The 14,902-nt window shown below is 32.4% G+C and carries 17 protein-coding genes and 1 rRNA gene; all 18 read left to right on the top strand.

Annotation, left to right across the window (positions count from 1 at the left end; translation table 11 throughout):
* The first annotated feature begins 50 nt into the window (after nucleotides 1-50).
* The 18 genes from rrf (at nucleotide 51) to purR (ending at nucleotide 14,888) form a co-directional block, all read left to right on the top strand.
* Nucleotides 51-165: ribosomal RNA gene (gene rrf / locus FNL83_RS11320) — 5S ribosomal RNA — on the top strand.
* Between the two features lie 477 nt (nucleotides 166-642).
* Complete coding sequence (locus FNL83_RS11315) at nucleotides 643-1,176, top strand: GNAT family N-acetyltransferase (RefSeq protein WP_080356281.1); 534 nt, start codon at nucleotides 643-645, stop codon at nucleotides 1,174-1,176.
* A gap of 28 nt (nucleotides 1,177-1,204) precedes the next feature.
* Nucleotides 1,205-2,542, top strand: a complete 1,338-nt coding sequence (locus FNL83_RS11310; RefSeq protein ID WP_001832221.1) for an aminotransferase class V-fold PLP-dependent enzyme — start codon at nucleotides 1,205-1,207, stop codon at nucleotides 2,540-2,542.
* Between the two features lie 3 nt (nucleotides 2,543-2,545).
* Nucleotides 2,546-3,157, top strand: coding sequence for a dTMP kinase (gene tmk / locus FNL83_RS11305; RefSeq protein WP_001832211.1), 612 nt, complete (start codon nucleotides 2,546-2,548; stop codon nucleotides 3,155-3,157).
* A 33-nt stretch (nucleotides 3,158-3,190) separates the two neighbouring features.
* Complete coding sequence (locus tag FNL83_RS11300; protein ID WP_001832200.1) at nucleotides 3,191-3,520, top strand: cyclic di-AMP receptor DarA; 330 nt, start codon at nucleotides 3,191-3,193, stop codon at nucleotides 3,518-3,520.
* Between the two features lie 305 nt (nucleotides 3,521-3,825).
* On the top strand, nucleotides 3,826-4,752 hold the full coding sequence (locus FNL83_RS11295) for a DNA polymerase III subunit (RefSeq protein WP_001832202.1): 927 nt from the start codon (nucleotides 3,826-3,828) through the stop codon (nucleotides 4,750-4,752).
* A 1-nt stretch (nucleotide 4,753) separates the two neighbouring features.
* The gene (locus tag FNL83_RS11290; RefSeq protein WP_001832240.1) at nucleotides 4,754-5,557 is read left to right on the top strand and encodes a PSP1 domain-containing protein; all 804 of its coding nucleotides are present in this window, start codon (nucleotides 4,754-4,756) and stop codon (nucleotides 5,555-5,557) included.
* Between the two features lie 16 nt (nucleotides 5,558-5,573).
* On the top strand, nucleotides 5,574-5,921 hold the full coding sequence (yabA, locus tag FNL83_RS11285) for a DNA replication initiation control protein YabA (protein ID WP_001832238.1): 348 nt from the start codon (nucleotides 5,574-5,576) through the stop codon (nucleotides 5,919-5,921).
* 95 nt (nucleotides 5,922-6,016) lie between these two features.
* Nucleotides 6,017-6,742, top strand: coding sequence for a tRNA1(Val) (adenine(37)-N6)-methyltransferase (locus FNL83_RS11280; RefSeq protein WP_002457100.1), 726 nt, complete (start codon nucleotides 6,017-6,019; stop codon nucleotides 6,740-6,742).
* Nucleotides 6,735-6,983 carry a GIY-YIG nuclease family protein gene (locus FNL83_RS11275; RefSeq protein WP_001832208.1) on the top strand — a complete coding sequence of 83 codons (249 nt, stop codon included), beginning with the start codon at nucleotides 6,735-6,737 and terminating at the stop codon, nucleotides 6,981-6,983. The genes FNL83_RS11280 and FNL83_RS11275 overlap by 8 nt, the downstream gene beginning before the upstream one ends.
* Nucleotide 6,984: 1 nt before the next feature.
* Entirely contained in the window at nucleotides 6,985-7,824 is an 840-nt protein-coding gene (rsmI, locus tag FNL83_RS11270) for a 16S rRNA (cytidine(1402)-2'-O)-methyltransferase (protein WP_001832235.1), read from the top strand.
* A gap of 209 nt (nucleotides 7,825-8,033) precedes the next feature.
* The gene (metG, locus tag FNL83_RS11265) at nucleotides 8,034-10,004 is read left to right on the top strand and encodes a methionine--tRNA ligase (RefSeq protein WP_002457101.1); all 1,971 of its coding nucleotides are present in this window, start codon (nucleotides 8,034-8,036) and stop codon (nucleotides 10,002-10,004) included.
* A 27-nt stretch (nucleotides 10,005-10,031) separates the two neighbouring features.
* Nucleotides 10,032-10,802, top strand: a complete 771-nt coding sequence (locus FNL83_RS11260) for a TatD family hydrolase (RefSeq protein ID WP_002458670.1) — start codon at nucleotides 10,032-10,034, stop codon at nucleotides 10,800-10,802.
* Between the two features lie 206 nt (nucleotides 10,803-11,008).
* Entirely contained in the window at nucleotides 11,009-11,554 is a 546-nt protein-coding gene (rnmV, locus tag FNL83_RS11255; RefSeq protein ID WP_001832196.1) for a ribonuclease M5, read from the top strand.
* Nucleotides 11,555-12,445, top strand: coding sequence for a 16S rRNA (adenine(1518)-N(6)/adenine(1519)-N(6))-dimethyltransferase RsmA (gene rsmA / locus FNL83_RS11250; RefSeq protein WP_001832224.1), 891 nt, complete (start codon nucleotides 11,555-11,557; stop codon nucleotides 12,443-12,445). It abuts the gene before it with no gap.
* Nucleotides 12,446-12,544: 99 nt separating this feature from the next.
* The gene (gene veg, locus FNL83_RS11245; protein ID WP_001832193.1) at nucleotides 12,545-12,808 is read left to right on the top strand and encodes a biofilm formation stimulator Veg; all 264 of its coding nucleotides are present in this window, start codon (nucleotides 12,545-12,547) and stop codon (nucleotides 12,806-12,808) included.
* Between the two features lie 392 nt (nucleotides 12,809-13,200).
* Nucleotides 13,201-14,049 carry a 4-(cytidine 5'-diphospho)-2-C-methyl-D-erythritol kinase gene (ispE, locus tag FNL83_RS11240; RefSeq protein WP_001832203.1) on the top strand — a complete coding sequence of 283 codons (849 nt, stop codon included), beginning with the start codon at nucleotides 13,201-13,203 and terminating at the stop codon, nucleotides 14,047-14,049.
* Between the two features lie 14 nt (nucleotides 14,050-14,063).
* Nucleotides 14,064-14,888 (top strand): pur operon repressor, encoded by an 825-nt coding sequence (gene purR, locus FNL83_RS11235; RefSeq protein WP_001832187.1) that lies wholly within the window; start codon nucleotides 14,064-14,066, stop codon nucleotides 14,886-14,888.
* Nucleotides 14,889-14,902 lie beyond the last annotated feature (14 nt).

Below are 14,902 nucleotides of genomic sequence, written 5' to 3'. Positions count from 1 at the left end.
ACGCAAAATCTTACTTACTATCTAGTTTTGAATGTATAATCATTCATTTGTCTGGTGACAATGGCAAGGAGGTCACACCTGTTCCCATGCCGAACACAGAAGTTAAGCTCCTTAGCGCCGATGGTAGTCGGACTGACGTTCCGCTAGAGTAGGACGTTGCCAGGCAAATATCGTATAAGATGCGATGAGCCTAATCGAGACCGAAAGGTCTCTTTTTTTTATACAAAAATAGTTCTAAAAAATAGGTTTCTCGGCGAGGAGAAAGTATTAGGAACTTATGAATAAATGAGAGAGACAATGAATTTAGATAATCTAAACGAGTTAATGAACACTATATATAAAGTGAGAGCCTAGCGCTTGTCTTGAGTGAAGGAAACTTCTTAGCATCCGATGATGGTAGTTGGACTAACGTTTCGATAGAATAAGATGTTACCAGACAAAGTACGAGACCGAAAGGTCTCTTTTTTATATTAAATAATTACAATAATTAGGTTTGGGAAAATTTTCTTTTTAATAAAGCAATTTTAAATCGAACATCTAAGTAAGTTGAAATGACAATGATTAAGAAGTTAGTTAAGTATTAGAGAAAATTTGTGTTTTCTAATACACTAGTAATAAATAACAAGAAATTAAGAAAGAGGGATGACTTTGATTATTAGGGCATTGGAGAAGACAGATTTATCATTTATACATCATTTGAATAATGAGTATTCCATTATGTCGTATTGGTTTGAAGAGCCTTATCAATCATTAAGCGAATTAGAAAATTTATATACAAAGCATATTTTAGATGAAACAGAGCGACGTTTCATTGTTGAAGAGGGATCAACATCTGTAGGCATGGTAGAGTTATTAGAAATTAACTTTATACATAGAACTTGTGAAGTGTTAATTATTATCGATCCGCAGTATGCAAATAATGGGTACGCGAAAAAAGCCTTTAAAATGGCTATTGACTATGCTTTTTTAGTATTAAATATGAATAAGGTATACTTATATGTGGATATTAAGAATGAGAAAGCAGTACATATCTATCAAAGTAATAATTTCGAAATAGAAGGAACGTTAAAGGAACACTTCTATACAAGGGGAGAATATAGAGATTGCTATGTAATGGGCTTGTTAAAAAGGAATTGGGTTAATAAGAATGATGATGATTTGTCTCATATAAGATGAAAAATTAAATTTAGAGAGAGTTATTAATATGAAAAGACCAATAATTCAAAAATTAAATCACTTGATAGAGAAAAAAGCTATCTCTATGCATGTTCCTGGACATAAAAACATGACAATCGGCTACTTAAATAGGCTTGATTTAGCAATGGATATGACAGAAATTACTGGATTAGATGATATGCATTATCCTGAAGGAATTATTTTAGAAAGCATGGAGAATTTTAGGAAACATAAAAACTATGATGCTTTCTTATTAGTTAACGGAACGACTTCAGGTATATTATCGGTTATCCAAGCGTTTTCGACAAGAAAAGGTAAATATTTAATTAGTAGAAATGTTCATAAATCAGTATTTCACGGTTTAGACATAACACAACAACAAGCGACAATAACTAAGACAGATGTCAGTAAGAAAACGAATCAATATGTAAATCCAAAGATAAATCAAGATAAAAATCAATATTATAAACTTGCCATCTGTACATACCCTAATTATTACGGTGAAACTTTTGATATTTCTCAATATATCAAACAATTACATCACAGAGGGATACCGATATTAGTAGATGAAGCGCATGGTGCACATTTTGGTTTATATGGATTTCCAGAATCCTCAATGAATTTTAATGCTGATTACGTTGTGCAGTCATATCACAAAACACTCCCTGCACTAACAATGGGATCAGTTATATATATACATAAAGATGCACCATTAAGACAACAAGTCATAGATTATTTAACTTATTTCCAAACGTCAAGTCCTTCGTACCTCATTATGTCTAGTTTAGAATTAGCGAATAAATTTTATAAAGAATATGATTCTACATTATTTGACCAACGAAGAAAGATGTTAATTGATTTATTAGTAAATATGGGATTTACAGTTATAGAACCAGAGGATCCTTTAAAATTGGTTGTGAGTTTTGAGGGTGTTGAAGGTTATGATGTGCAAAAATGGTTTGAGGATAAAGAAATTTATGTAGAATTAGCTGATATGTATCAAGTGTTACTCGTTCTCCCCCTATGGCATGAAGGAGATAAATTTCCTTTTAAGTTGTTGATTGAAAAAATTAGAGAAATTAACGTGCCAAAAAAATGTACGCGCGACATAAAACCTCTTAATTTTATGACGGGTTTTAGCGAATACAAAACTGTTCATTTTCAAAATACGAAAGAAGTGTCTATTAAAAGGGCAGAAGGTAAAGTTTTAGCACAACATATCGTTCCATACCCTCCAGGTATACCGGTGATGTTTAAAGGAGAAGTCGTGACGTCTCATATGATAGACTTATTAAATAAATATGATAAACAAAATATTAAAGTTGAAGGTTTAAATCATAAAAAAATATTAGTTAAGGATGAATAAGAAATGTCTACATTTATAACGTTTGAAGGTCCAGAAGGAGCAGGAAAGACCTCAGTAATTAAAAAAGTAAGCGAAAGATTAGCTAAAGAATATGATATTGTTACAACACGTGAACCTGGTGGAGTATTAACTAGTGAAGAAATACGTCGTATTGTACTTGATGGAGATAGTATAGACATTCGAACTGAAGCTATGCTGTTCGCTGCATCTAGACGTGAACACCTTGTTGAAAAGATTATCCCATCTTTACAGGCAGGTAAAATTGTCCTTTGTGATAGATATATTGATAGTTCATTGGCTTATCAAGGTTATGCAAGGGGTATAGGAATTAAAGAAGTAAAATTATTAAATGAATTTGCAATTAATGGTTTGTATCCAGACTTAACGATTTATTTAGATGTTGATGCGGAAATTGGTCGTCAAAGAATTCTAAAAAATAACAGAGAACAAAACAGATTAGATAAAGAGGAAAAAGCTTTTCATGAAAAAGTGATCGAAGGATATCAAAAAGTGATTAGTGATAATCCTCATCGGTTTATTAAAGTCAATGCTAACCATAGTTTGGATAAAGTTGTTGAAGAAACATACCAATCTATCATCAAATATTTAAAATAATTATGATATAATGATAAAAAGAGGTGTATAAAAATGAAAATGATTATAGCGATCGTTCAAGATCAAGATAGTCAAGAGCTTTCAGACCAACTCGTAAAAAACAATTTCAGAGCTACAAAGTTAGCAACTACTGGTGGATTTTTAAGAGCAGGCAATACAACTTTCTTATGTGGGGTTAAGGATGACCGTGTCGACGAGGTTCTATCTGTCATTGATAATACTTGTGGTAATAGAGACCAACTTGTTTCACCAATAACACCAATGGGTGGTAGTGCAGATTCATATATTCCTTATCCAGTTGAAGTTGAAGTAGGTGGCGCGACAGTATTTGTAATGCCGATTGAAGCATTTCATCAATTCTAGTTGTTTATAAAAAATCTACTTTTCATTTACATATTTATGTTAACGAAAAGTGTTTAAAATGTAATTATTATAGATGTATTTTTTATTTGGCTACTTGAAATGTAGTTTGAGATTGAAGGCATATTCATTCAAAATTTATACTTCATCCTTTGAGTTTTTAGCGTGAAAGTTAGTAATTATATGCGTTTAATTCAAGGAATGCAGTTGCTAATTCGAAATTGTTTGAAGACGATGCTCAACAGTCTAGAACTATCATTTAAGTAGTCTTTTTACATAATGAATATCATAAAGGGAGTAAGTCGCTTATGGATGAACAACAACAGTTAGCTAACGCATATCATTCTAACAAATTGTCACATGCATATTTGTTTGAGGGTGATGATGCACAAACGATGAAACGTGTCGCAATCCATTTTACTAAATTAATTCTTTGTAATAATAGTAATCAATGCGAACTGAAAGTTGATACTTTTAATCATCCTGACTTTTCATATGTGTCTTCTGATGAAAATACAATTAAAAAAGAACAAATTGAAAAACTTGTTCATCATATGAACCAACTACCTATTGAGGGTCAATATAAAGTATATATTATTGAGGATTTTGAAAAATTAACTGTTCAAGGGGAAAATAGTATACTAAAATTTTTAGAAGAGCCCCCTGATAATACAATTGCGATACTTTTATCAACGAAACCGGAACAAATATTAGACACTATACATTCAAGATGTCAGCATGTATATTTTAAGCCTATTGATAAGCGGCAGTTTATAGAGCGTTTAGTAGAGATGTCAATAGCAAGACCGGTAGCAGAAATGCTAAGTACCTATACAACTCAAATAGAAGCAGCATCGTCGTTAAATGAGGAATTTGATTTAGTTACTTTAAGAAAATCAATCATCAGATGGTGTCAATTAATATTATCTAATAAAGCTATGGCTCTTATAGGTGTCATTGAGTTATTAAAACAAGCTAAGAATCGTAAATTACAATTACTTACTTTATCAGCCGTCAATGGCTTTTTCGAAGATATAATGCATGCAAAGATAGAAATGGATAATTATTATACATTTAGTGATTTAACTGAAGAAATTGAAAATTATGCAAATCAATTAACTTTTAATCAATTAATCCTCATGTATGATCAGATTACTGAAGCGCATAAAAAGTTAAATCAAAATGTTAATCCAACACTTGTTTTTGAACAAATAGTAATAAAAGGTGTGATTTAAAATGCCCAATGTTGTAGGTGTTCAGTTTCAAAAAGCAGGGAAATTAGAATACTACGCGCCGAATCAATTAGATGTAGAGGTTGGTGACTGGGTTGTTGTCCAATCTAAAAGAGGTATAGAAATTGGCCACGTAAAGTTTCCATTACGTGAAGTTGATGTAGAAGATGTCACATTACCGCTAAAAAATATCATTCGTAAAATGAATGAAGATGATCAAGAAACATATTATCGTAATGAACGCGATGCCAATGATGCGTTAGAATTATGTAAAAAAGTAGTTAAAGATCAGCAATTAGATATGCGATTAGTTAATTGTGAATATACATTAGATAAATCTAAAGTGATTTTTAATTTTACCGCAGATGATCGCATTGATTTTCGCAAACTTGTTAAAGTTTTAGCTCAAAATCTAAAGACTAGAATAGAATTACGTCAAATTGGGGTAAGAGATGAAGCGAAATTATTGGGTGGTATCGGTCCTTGTGGACGTTCTTTATGTTGTTCTACATTTTTAGGAGATTTCGAACCTGTATCCATTAAAATGGCGAAAGATCAGAACCTATCATTAAATCCAACTAAGATTTCAGGAGCTTGTGGTAGATTGATGTGTTGTCTTAAATATGAAAATGACTACTATGAAGAGGCTCGAACTCAATTACCTGATGTTGGAGATATGATTCAAACACCAGATGGTCACGGAAAAGTGATAGGATTAAATATTTTAGATATTTCTATGCAAGTTAAAATAGAGGGTCTAGAACAACCTTTAGAATATAAAATGGAAGAGATAGAAGTATTGAATTAAGGAGGTTGAATAACCTTTGAATCGAAACGAATTATTCGAAAGACTTATGAAATTAGAACATCACGTTGAACAACTTACAACCGACATGTCAGAACTTAAAGATTTAACAGTCGAACTTGTTGAGGAGAATGTTGCTTTGCAAGTTGAAAATGAAAATTTAAAACGATTGATGAACAAAACTGAAGAATCGGTTGAAACTCACTTAGATAAAGATAATTATAAGCATGTAAAAACACCATCTCCAAGTAAAGATAATTTAGCAATGTTATATCGTGAAGGTTTTCATATTTGTAAGGGTGAATTATTCGGGAAACATCGTCATGGTGAAGATTGCTTATTATGCCTTAATGTGTTGAGTGATTAATTCTTTCGATAAATAAATGTTTAAATATAAGGATGTATTATAAGTGTGTAGTTTAAGTCATACTGTAATAACATCCTTTTTTTAGGAGTAAAGATATGTTAGAAGATAATGAACGCGTTGACCATTTAATAAAAGAAGGATATGAGATTATACAAAATGATGAAGTATTCTCTTTTTCTACTGATGCCCTATTGTTAGGGTATTTAACCGAAGTTCGCAAAAATGATAAAGTTATGGATTTATGCTCCGGCAATGGTGTTATTCCATTATTATTAGCTGCTAAATCAACTCAACCTATTGAAGGAATAGAAATACAAGAGCAACTAGTGAGTATGGCACGTCGCAGTTTTAAATTGAATGATTTGAACGATAGACTAACTATGCACCATATGGATTTAAAAGATGTATATCAAACATTTCAACCTGCTCAATATACATTAGTGACTTGTAATCCTCCTTATTTTAAAATGAATCAAAATCATCAACATCAAAAAGAAGCACATAAAATAGCACGTCACGAAATAATGTGTAATCTTAAAGATTGTATTGAAGCTGCAAGACATTTACTTAAAGAGGGTGGTCGTTTTATTATGGTTCATCGAGCGGAAAGGCTAATGGATGTCTTAACCGAATTAAGACATGGTAAAATTGAGCCTAAAGCACTGACGTTAGTGTATAGTAAACATGATAAGCCTGCACAAACAATTGTTGTGGAAGGAAGAAAAGGTGGTAACCAAGGTTTAGATATACGTAATCCATTATACATATATAATGAGGATGGATCATATAGCGATGAGATGAAAGGTGTTTATTATGGATAAACATTTTGTTTATATTGTTAAATGTAATGACGGAAGTTTATATACAGGCTATGCTAAAGATGTAAATGCACGCGTAATAAAGCATAATAACGGTAAGGGTGCTAAATATACAAAAATAAGACGGCCGGTAGAGTTAGTTTATCAAGAAACATATACAACGAAATCGGAAGCATTGAAACGTGAATATGAAATTAAAACATATACTAGACAACAAAAGTTAAAAATGATACAGGAGGGATAACATGACAACTTTATATTTAGTAGGAACACCAATTGGAAATCTTGGTGATATTACATTTCGAGCTATAGAAACATTAAAAAAAGTTGATGTGATTGCATGTGAAGATACACGTGTAACACGGAAATTGTGTAATCATTATGAAATACAAACACCTCTAAAGTCGTATCATGAACATAATAAAGAACAACAAACTGACTATTTAATCAAGCAGTTACAAACTGGCTTAAATATAGCGTTAGTATCAGATGCTGGGTTGCCATTAATTAGTGATCCAGGATATGAATTGGTTGTCGAAGCACGTAAAAATAATATAAATATAGAAACAGTACCAGGTCCTAATGCTGGGTTGACTGCACTTATGTCAAGTGGATTACCATCTTTCACATACACATTTTTAGGTTTTTTGCCAAGAAAAGAAAAAGAAAAAATTGAAGTGCTTGAGGATAGAATGTTTCAAAATAGTACTTTAATACTTTATGAATCGCCTTATAGGGTTACTGATACTTTGAAAGCAATAGCTAAAATAGATTCACAAAGATGGATTACTGTTGGTAGAGAGCTAACGAAGAAATTTGAACAAGTTCTTACACTTACAGTTGATGATATGTTGAAATTGATTAATCATGACAAATTACCTCTTAAAGGTGAGTTTGTGATACTGATTGAAGGTGCATTACCTAAGAGTGGTGAATCATGGTTTGAAAGCTATACGGTTAAAGAACATGTTGATTATTATATTGAAACCAAACATGTTAAACCTAAAAAAGCAATTAAATTTGTCGCTACAGATCGACATATGAAGACGGGTGACATATATAATATTTATCATAATATTGATTAAAAATGTGTTAAACACTTTACTTTATAATGACTTAATTATTGTAAAAAACCCATAGCGTGTTGATTTTATGGTATTGTAGTAAAGATGATGACAATTAATTTTCAATTGATGCGAATTTTTCAAACTGATACATAACGGTACGCGACTTCATTGAAAAGAAAAATAAATTTAGATATCATTTATTATGTAATTAATGAGGAGGACCAGTGATGGCTAAAGATACATTTTATATAACAACCCCAATATACTATCCGAGCGGGAACCTACACATCGGTCATGCATACTCTACAGTCGCAGGCGACGTGATAGCTCGCTATAAAAGAATGCAAGGCTATGATGTTCGTTATTTAACTGGCACTGATGAGCACGGTCAAAAAATCCAAGAAAAAGCTCAAAAAGCTGGCAAAACAGAACTAGAATACTTAGATGAAATGATTTCAGGTATTAAAAACTTATGGAGTAAACTTGAGATTTCTAATGATGATTTTATTCGAACTACAGAAGAGCGTCATAAGCAAGTCGTTGAGAAAGTGTTTGAGCGATTATTAAAACAAGGTGACATTTATTTAGGTGAATACGAAGGTTGGTATTCTGTTCCTGATGAAACATATTATACAGAGTCACAACTTGTTGACCCTGTTTATGAAAACGGCAAAATTGTAGGTGGTAAAAGTCCTGATTCTGGTCACGAAGTCGAACTTGTAAAAGAAGAAAGCTATTTCTTCAACATTAATAAATATACAGACCGCTTATTAGAATTTTACGATGAAAATCCAGACTTTATACAACCACCATCTAGAAAAAATGAAATGATTAATAACTTTATCAAACCAGGTTTAGAAGATTTAGCAGTATCACGTACATCATTCGATTGGGGTGTACGTGTACCATCTAATCCTAAACATGTTGTATACGTGTGGATTGATGCACTTGTTAATTATATTTCTTCATTAGGTTATCTATCTGATGATGAAACATTATTTAATAAATATTGGCCAGCAGACATACACTTGATGGCTAAAGAAATTGTACGTTTCCACTCTATTATATGGCCAATATTGTTAATGGCGTTGGATTTACCACTTCCTAAAAAAGTTTTTGCACACGGTTGGATTTTAATGAAAGATGGTAAAATGAGTAAATCTAAAGGTAATGTCGTAGATCCTAATGTATTAATTGATCGTTATGGTCTTGATGCGACACGTTATTACTTAATGCGTGAATTACCGTTTGGTTCTGATGGCGTATTTACACCGGAAGCCTTTGTTGAAAGAACAAATTACGATCTTGCGAATGATTTAGGTAATCTAGTGAATCGTACTATCTCTATGATAAACAAATATTTCCACGGCGAATTACCTGCATACCAAGGTCCAAAACATGAATTGGATGAAAAAATGGAAGCGATGGCGCTTGAAACTGTTAAATCATTCAATGATAATATGGAAAGTTTACAATTTTCTGTTGCTTTATCAACAGTATGGAAATTTATTAGTCGTACAAACAAATATATTGATGAAACTCAACCTTGGGTTCTTGCAAAAGATGAAAATCAACGTGAGATGCTTGGTAATGTAATGGCACATCTTGTCGAGAACATTCGTTTCGCTACAATCTTATTACAACCATTCTTGACGCATGCACCTAGAGAGATATTTAAGCAACTTAATATTAACAATCCGGATTTACATCAATTAGATAGTCTGCAACAATATGGTATGTTGTCAGAGGCAATTACTGTAACTGAAAAGCCAACACCAATTTTCCCAAGATTAGACACTGAAGCAGAAATTGCTTATATCAAAGAATCAATGCAACCACCTAAATCAATAAAACAGTCTGATGAACCCGGTAAAGAGCAAATTGATATCAAAGATTTTGATAAAGTTGAAATCAAAGCAGCAACCATTATTGATGCGGAAAATGTAAAAAAATCGGAGAAACTATTAAAAATAAAAGTTGAATTAGATAATGAACAACGTCAAATAGTATCTGGTATAGCTAAGTTTTATCGTCCGGAAGACATTATTGGTAAAAAAGTTGCAGTTGTTACTAATTTAAAACCAGCTAAATTGATGGGACAAAAATCCGAAGGTATGATTTTGTCAGCTGAAAAAGATGGCGTACTTACCTTGATAAGCTTGCCTAGCGCAATTCCAAATGGTGCAGTAATTAAATAGTATAATCTAAGGATAGGAGAGATAATGATGTTAATCGATACGCATGTACATTTAAATGATGAACAATATGATGAGGATTTAAATGAAGTGATATCTCGTGCGAGAGAAGCAGGCGTAGATAGAATGTTTGTAGTAGGTTTTGATACACCTACTATTGAACGTACTATGGAGCTAATAGATAAGTATGACTTTATCTATGGTATTATCGGTTGGCATCCTGTTGATGCAATAGATTGTACTGATGAAAGATTGGAATGGATAGAAAGTCTTTCTAAACATCCTAAAATTATTGGTATTGGTGAGATGGGGTTAGATTATCATTGGGATAAATCACCTTCTGATGTACAAAAAGAGGTATTTAAAAAGCAAATTGCATTAGCTAAACGTGTTCAATTACCTATTATTATTCATAATCGTGAAGCGACTCAAGATTGCATAGATATTTTGATTGAAGAACATGCAGAAGAAGTGGGCGGAATAATGCATAGTTTTAGTGCTTCACCTGAAATTGCTGATGTCGTGATTAATAAATTGAACTTCTATGTTTCGCTTGGAGGACCCGTCACTTTCAAAAATGCAAAACAACCAAAAGAAGTTGCTAAACACGTACCAATGGATCGTTTGTTATGCGAGACAGATGCCCCGTATCTATCCCCGCACCCTTATAGAGGTAAACGTAATGAACCAGAACGTGTTACTTTAGTAGCACAACAAATTGCAGATTTGCGTGGTATGACTTATGAAGAGGTCTGTCGCCAAACAACCGAAAATGCTGAACGTTTATTCAATTTGAATTAACTCAATGAATTTTTAGTGGGAAAGGTGTCTAACTTTAAAAAGATGAGGAACATCACTTTTTTATAAGTTTAAGATATCTTTCTCATTTTTTTAATTTAAACTGAGGTTAGTGTAAGAAATTATGATTTGATAGTTATTATTTTAATATTGCCAAAAGATTCTATAAAATTAATAATTAAGATATCAATATTGTGGAAGGTTAATTTATGAAAATAAACGAATTTATTGTTGTTGAAGGTAAAGATGATACTGAACGAGTAAAAAGTGCTGTAGATTGTGATACTATTGAAACAAACGGTAGTGCAATTGATACATATACTTTAGAAGTGATACAACACGCGCAGCAAACTAGAGGTGTGATTGTACTGACAGATCCAGATTTCCCAGGTGATAAAATTAGAAATACTATACGGGAACATGTTTCTGGTGTTAAACACGCATATGTAGATAGAGAAAAGGCCAAAAGTAAAAGAGGTAAAATAGGAATAGAACATGCAAACATTAAAGATATTCAAGAAGCATTAATGCATGTAAGTTCACCACTTGAAGAAGCTAAAGAAACTATTGATAAAAGTGTACTCATTGATTTGGGATTAATTATCGGTAAAGATGCAAGATACCGTAGAAATATCTTAGGTCGAAAATTACACATCGGTCACTCTAATGGAAAGCAATTATTAAAGAAACTTAATGCTTTTGGCTATACTGAAGACGATGTCAGAAAAGCGCTATTTGAAGAAGAGGAGAATTAAATGGAATATAAAGATATAGCAACACCATCTCGAACACGTGCTTTGCTTGATCAATATGGGTTTAATTTTAAGAAAAGTTTAGGACAAAATTTTCTAATAGATGTAAATATCATTAATAAAATTATCGAAGCGAGTCATATAGATTGTACAACGGGTGTAATTGAAGTTGGACCAGGTATGGGATCATTGACTGAACAACTTGCAAAGAATGCTAAGAAGGTGATGGCTTTTGAAATTGATCAAAGATTAATACCTGTGCTTAAAGATACACTTTCACCATACGATAATGTAACAATTATCAATGAAGATATACTTAAAGCTGATATTGCTAAAGCTGTAGATACACATCTACAAGATTGTGACAAGATTATGGTTGTTGCTAATTTACCGTATTATATTACCACACCTATTTTACTTAATTTGATGCAACAGGATGTACCTATTGATGGTTTTGTCGTAATGATGCAAAAAGAGGTAGGAGAACGTTTGAACGCTCAAGTAGGTACCAAAGCATACGGTTCGTTATCGATTGTTGCTCAATACTATACGGAGACAAGTAAAGTTTTAACAGTTCCTAAAACTGTATTTATGCCTCCTCCAAACGTTGATTCTATCGTTGTAAAATTGATGCAACGCCAAGAACCACTTGTACAGGTTGATGATGAGGAAGGCTTTTTTAAGTTAGCAAAGGCCGCTTTTGCACAACGACGTAAAACAATTAATAATAACTACCAAAACTTCTTTAAAGATGGTAAGAAGAATAAAGAAACTATACGACAGTGGCTAGAAAGCGCTGGTATTGATCCTAAAAGACGTGGAGAAACACTCACGATTCAAGATTTCGCCACATTATATGAACAAAAGAAAAAATTCTCCGAATTAACAAATTAAAATGTTGACAAAGGCCCTTCACATTGATAAAATTTAAATTTTATTTGACGAAAACGACTCAAATATGGTAAAATGTAATGTGTAGTGAGGTGGGGCAATATGCCAAAATCAATTTTGGACATCAAAAATTCTATTGATTGTCATTTAGGAAATCGTATTGTACTTAAAGCCAATGGTGGACGTAAAAAGACAATTGAACGATCAGGGGTTTTAAAAGAAACATATCCATCTGTTTTTATTGTCGAATTAGATCAAGATAAACACAACTTTGAACGCGTATCTTATACATACACTGATGTGCTTACAGAAAATGTACAAGTTTCATTTGAAGAAGATAATCATCAAGAAGCAGTTGCACACTAACAAAAACATAATTTATGAGCGTCGTCGATAACTCTAAATTTAATATTTTTTATTTAAGGTGAGTCTGGACATTGAATATATGTTCAGACTCTTTGTTATTGTAGTCTTTATTTATTCCCATTTTCATGAGATTATGCAACTTACGTTTATTATTAATACACAATTCATTTAAATTAAACGAATAACCATTTGAATAAGTCCAATTTTTGTAATATCCAAAAGTGATTCGCTTTAGTTGTTAAATATATTTTTAAATATTGAAAATGCGTATGTTGAGTGTTAAAAAATTACTCTTCATTAAGATTTTACGAGAAATTGCACATAATCTATCAAATATTTAAAGGCTTTATGTTAAAATCATTTTAATAACAATTCAAAGCGAGGGCGGAAAAATGATATATGAAACTGCGCCAGCTAAGATAAATTTTACGCTCGACACCCTTTTTAAAAGAGATGATGGTTATCATGAAATTGAAATGGTGATGACAACAGTTGATTTAAATGATCGATTATCTTTTGAAAAGCGAACTGATAATAAAATTGTTGTCGATATTGAGCATAATTATGTTCCTAACGATAATAAAAACCTTGCGTATAAAGCAGCTGATTTAATGTTTGAGAGATTTAATATTAATGAAGGTGTGACAATTTCAATCGATAAAGATATACCAGTTTCAGCTGGACTTGCAGGTGGTTCTGCGGATGCTGCCGCTACAATGAGAGGATTGAATCGATTGTTTGGTTTAGGTCAATCTTTAGACGCTTTAGCTGCATTAGGCATACAAATAGGCACAGACATACCTTTTTGTATTTATAACCAAACTGCTGTGTGTACGGGGCGTGGCGAGCAAGTAACTTTCCTAAAAAGACCACCTTCTGCATGGGTTGTTTTAGCTAAGCCTAACATCGGAATTTCATCACCTGATGTATTTAAAGCACTAGATTTAACTGAAGAACATATAGTTCATAATGAAAAGTGTAAGCAAGCTTTAGAGAACAATGATTATCATTTATTATGCAATAGTCTTTCTAACCGGTTAGAGCCTGTTTCTATGGCTATGCATCCTGACATTAAAAAGATTAAAGATAACATGCTACAATGTGGTGCTGATGGTGCTTTGATGAGTGGAAGCGGTCCTACTGTTTACGGGCTAGCTCAAAAAGAAAGACAAGCTAAAAATATTTATAATGCAGTGAATGGTTGTTGTAATGAAGTTTACTTAGTAAGATTATTAGGATAGAAGGGTTTGAAAAGATGAGATATAAAAGAAGCGAACGTATTGTATTTATGACACAATACCTCATGAACCACCCAAATAAGTTGATACCCCTCACGTATTTTGTAAAGAAATTTAAACAAGCAAAATCGTCAATTAGTGAAGACGTTCAAATCATTAAAAATACGTTTCAAAATGAAAAATTAGGAACTATTATTACTACAGCAGGTGCTAGCGGTGGAGTAACCTATAAGCCTATGATGAGTAAATCAGAGGCCACAGAGGTTGTTGATGAGGTGATAGAGCAATTACAAGAGAAAGACCGTTTGCTACCTGGAGGATATTTATTTTTATCCGATTTAGTTGGTAATCCTTCTCTATTAAATAAAGTAGGTAAGTTAATTGCTAGTATATATATGAACGAAGAACTTGATGCTGTTGTTACCATAGCGACTAAAGGGATATCACTTGCGAATGCAGTCGCAAACGTATTAAATTTACCTGTAGTGGTTATAAGAAAGGACAATAAAGTTACAGAAGGTTCTACGGTTTCAATCAATTATGTTTCAGGATCATCTAGAAAAATAGAAACAATGGTGTTATCGAAACGAACTTTAGCTGAGAATTCTAATGTCCTCGTAGTAGACGATTTTATGAGGGCTGGTGGCTCAATTAATGGAGTAATGAATTTAATGAATGAGTTTAAAGCCCATGTAAAAGGGGTATCAGTACTTGTAGAATCAAAAGAAGTAAAACAAAGATTAATTGAAGATTATACTTCCTTAGTCAGATTGTCAGATGTCGACGAGTACAACCAAGAATTTAAAGTGGAACCAGGCAACAGTTTGTCTAAATTTTCTTAAAAAAGGAGTGTCAA

The organism is Staphylococcus epidermidis, assembly GCF_006742205.1.
GTDB lineage: Bacteria > Bacillota > Bacilli > Staphylococcales > Staphylococcaceae > Staphylococcus > Staphylococcus epidermidis.
Note: the sequence above shows the minus strand (reverse complement) of the source record. Positions and strands in the feature narration are given on the sequence as shown.

What these genes read in the sequence shown, in the direction of transcription:
- FNL83_RS11260 (WP_002458670.1), top strand. Translation starts at nt 10,032, where the DNA reads ATGTTAATCGATACGCATGTACATTTAAATGATGAACAATATGATGAG.
- tmk (WP_001832211.1), top strand. Translation starts at nt 2,546, where the DNA reads ATGTCTACATTTATAACGTTTGAAGGTCCAGAAGGAGCAGGAAAGACC.
- FNL83_RS11300 (WP_001832200.1), top strand. Translation starts at nt 3,191, where the DNA reads ATGAAAATGATTATAGCGATCGTTCAAGATCAAGATAGTCAAGAGCTT.
- FNL83_RS11310 (WP_001832221.1), top strand. Translation starts at nt 1,205, where the DNA reads ATGAAAAGACCAATAATTCAAAAATTAAATCACTTGATAGAGAAAAAA.
- rsmA (WP_001832224.1), top strand. Translation starts at nt 11,555, where the DNA reads ATGGAATATAAAGATATAGCAACACCATCTCGAACACGTGCTTTGCTT.
- ispE (WP_001832203.1), top strand. Translation starts at nt 13,201, where the DNA reads ATGATATATGAAACTGCGCCAGCTAAGATAAATTTTACGCTCGACACC.
- FNL83_RS11280 (WP_002457100.1), top strand. Translation starts at nt 6,017, where the DNA reads ATGTTAGAAGATAATGAACGCGTTGACCATTTAATAAAAGAAGGATAT.
- purR (WP_001832187.1), top strand. Translation starts at nt 14,064, where the DNA reads ATGAGATATAAAAGAAGCGAACGTATTGTATTTATGACACAATACCTC.
- rsmI (WP_001832235.1), top strand. Translation starts at nt 6,985, where the DNA reads ATGACAACTTTATATTTAGTAGGAACACCAATTGGAAATCTTGGTGAT.
- FNL83_RS11315 (WP_080356281.1), top strand. Translation starts at nt 643, where the DNA reads ATGACTTTGATTATTAGGGCATTGGAGAAGACAGATTTATCATTTATA.
- veg (WP_001832193.1), top strand. Translation starts at nt 12,545, where the DNA reads ATGCCAAAATCAATTTTGGACATCAAAAATTCTATTGATTGTCATTTA.
- FNL83_RS11275 (WP_001832208.1), top strand. Translation starts at nt 6,735, where the DNA reads ATGGATAAACATTTTGTTTATATTGTTAAATGTAATGACGGAAGTTTA.
- rnmV (WP_001832196.1), top strand. Translation starts at nt 11,009, where the DNA reads ATGAAAATAAACGAATTTATTGTTGTTGAAGGTAAAGATGATACTGAA.
- FNL83_RS11295 (WP_001832202.1), top strand. Translation starts at nt 3,826, where the DNA reads ATGGATGAACAACAACAGTTAGCTAACGCATATCATTCTAACAAATTG.
- FNL83_RS11290 (WP_001832240.1), top strand. Translation starts at nt 4,754, where the DNA reads ATGCCCAATGTTGTAGGTGTTCAGTTTCAAAAAGCAGGGAAATTAGAA.
- metG (WP_002457101.1), top strand. Translation starts at nt 8,034, where the DNA reads ATGGCTAAAGATACATTTTATATAACAACCCCAATATACTATCCGAGC.